The organism is Oleiphilus sp. HI0125, assembly GCF_001635355.1.
In genome coordinates, this window is sequence record NZ_LWGF01001142.1 from 1 (window position 1) to 563 (window position 563).

Consider the following 563-nt stretch of genomic DNA (forward strand, 5'->3'; position numbering starts at 1 on the left):
TGGGGACTGATTTTACGGAGCAAGAACTTCAAATTGGCGCCTGTTTGAAGCAGCTAAAAGCGCTTCAGAGCGACAAAATGAAAATGTTTAAAACACTCTTCAAAGCCTTTACTGATGGCGATCACTCAGAACAAGCAAAGCCTTTCTTGGAACGTATGGCCTTAGTAGAAACTAGTAGCAAGAAAGAAGAAGTAGAAAAGAAACTGCTTATTCATGAATTGCTTGAAGCTGGCTTAATTTCTTAGCTTTCTGACATTTGCAGTAGAGCTGTGCTGTTCACCCAACAGAACAGCCGATATGGCTAGTTGAGAACGGATACACAATTCAAAAGAATCATGGCATTATGCGCGCCGTAACGAACTCGCTAAGGCGCAAAACGATGTCAGAGACACTACCTAACTGTCCGAGTTGCCAGTCTGAATACGTATATCAGGATCGATCTTTACTGATTTGTCCTGAATGCGGTTTAGAGTGGGACCCCAATCAAGTGGACGATGTTCCTGTTCTGAAAGATGCCGTCGGTAATGACCTCGTTGAAGGCGATAAAGTGACGCTCGTGAAAG

At 43.7% G+C, this 563-nt stretch carries 1 protein-coding gene and 1 pseudogene; both read left to right on the forward strand.

The genetic code is table 11. From position 1 onward, the window contains the following. Positions 1–245: hypothetical protein (locus tag A3762_RS27840; protein ID WP_197469422.1), on the forward strand; the 245-nt coding region annotated here is incomplete at its 5' end. Between the two features lie 134 nt (positions 246–379). Next, positions 380–563: pseudogene (locus tag A3762_RS26120) on the forward strand (alkylphosphonate utilization protein); the annotation flags it as partial.